Below are 1,204 nucleotides of genomic sequence, written 5' to 3' on the forward strand. Positions count from 1 at the left end.
GAAGTTGGACACCGGCCGGCCGTCGACCTCGGTGACCACCTCCAGCATCCGCTCCCGGGCCGCCTTCTCGATCGACGCCTCGTTCAGCGCCCAGTAGATCACCGACGCCAGAAGCGGTAGGCGCCGATGCGGTAGCGGGCACCGCGGGCGGCGGTCTCGGACATCCGCACCAGGTCGAGGTGGGCCAGCAGGTGGTCGAGGTAGGCGTCGGTGAAGGCGGTGAGCCGGTCGGCCGGGTCCGGGTCGGGGCCGTCACCGGGGCCGAGCGGGGCGGGCCCGCGCAGGATCGCCTCCTGGAGGTCGCGCTCGCGGGCGTCGAGCAGGGCCGCGGCGAGTCCGGACCGGTCGCCGAAGCGGCGGAAGAGCGTGCCCTTGCCGACGCCCGCCGCGGCGGCGACCTGGTCCATGGAGACGGCTTCCGCGCCGTGCTCGGCGAACAGCCGGGCGGCGGCCTGCAGGACGGCGGCCCGGTTGCGGGCGGCGTCGGCGCGTTCGACCGGCGGCGGGGTGCGGAGCAGTTCGAGGTCCACCGGGCGGGCGGCGGGCGCGTCGCCGGGGTGCGGGGGGATTGCAGAACCGGACTGCGGTCCGTTAATGTCGGAAGCCATAACCGGACTATAGTCCGAATCCGACTCCCCGTGGAGGTACGACATGACCGCGCTCATCACCCGGGACGAACTGGCGGCCGCGATCGAGGCCGGCACCGTCACCGTCCTCGACACGCTCGGCGGCGAGTACTACGCCGCGCAGCACCTGCCCGGCGCCGTCCCGCTGGTGCGCGCCGAGGTGGACGCGCTCGCCCCGGGCCTGCTCCCCGACCTCGGCGCCGCCGTCGTCACCTACTGCTCCAACGAGGCCTGCCCGAACAGCGGGCAGGTCGCGGACCGGCTCACCGCACTCGGCTACACCGACGTCCGCAAGTACCGCGAGGGCATCCAGGACTGGGTGGCGGCCGGCCTGCCCACCGAGTCCGCCTGACGGCCGGCGGCCGGGCGCGCACCGGACGGCCGTCCCGCGCGGACGCCGTCCGCTACTCGGCCCAGGGTTCGAAGCCGGTGCCGAGGACGGCGTCCAGCGAGGTGCGCAGCGCGGCGGCCTCGCCCGCGCCGAAGGCCGCCTCGAACTTCGACTGCACCTCCTGCCAGAGCGGCACCGCGGTGGCGAGCCGGGCCCGGCCGTCGTCGGTGATCGCGGCGATCCGCGC

General features: G+C 75.3%; 1 protein-coding gene and 2 pseudogenes. 1 reads left to right on the forward strand and 2 read right to left on the reverse strand.

Going from position 1 to position 1,204, the window contains the following annotated elements; translation table 11 throughout:
- Nucleotides 1–102, reverse strand: a pseudogene (gene ppnK, locus ABZ641_RS38335) (NAD(+) kinase); the annotation flags it as partial.
- A 152-nt stretch (nucleotides 103–254) separates the two neighbouring features.
- A pseudogene (locus tag ABZ641_RS38340) lies at nucleotides 255–608 on the reverse strand (helix-turn-helix domain-containing protein); the annotation flags it as partial.
- Between the two features lie 43 nt (nucleotides 609–651).
- Between ABZ641_RS38340 and ABZ641_RS38345 the strand changes: the two are divergent.
- Nucleotides 652–978, forward strand: a complete 327-nt coding sequence (locus ABZ641_RS38345) for a rhodanese-like domain-containing protein (RefSeq protein WP_359989288.1) — start codon at nucleotides 652–654, stop codon at nucleotides 976–978.
- Nucleotides 979–1,204 lie beyond the last annotated feature (226 nt).

It is taken from the genome of Kitasatospora sp. NPDC007106, from assembly GCF_040634455.1.
Classification (GTDB): Bacteria; Actinomycetota; Actinomycetes; order Streptomycetales; family Streptomycetaceae; genus Kitasatospora; species Kitasatospora arboriphila.

Bases quoted from the DNA above. Each gene is read 5' to 3' on its own strand.
- ABZ641_RS38345 (WP_359989288.1), top strand. From the start codon at position 652: ATGACCGCGCTCATCACCCGGGACGAACTGGCGGCCGCGATCGAGGCC.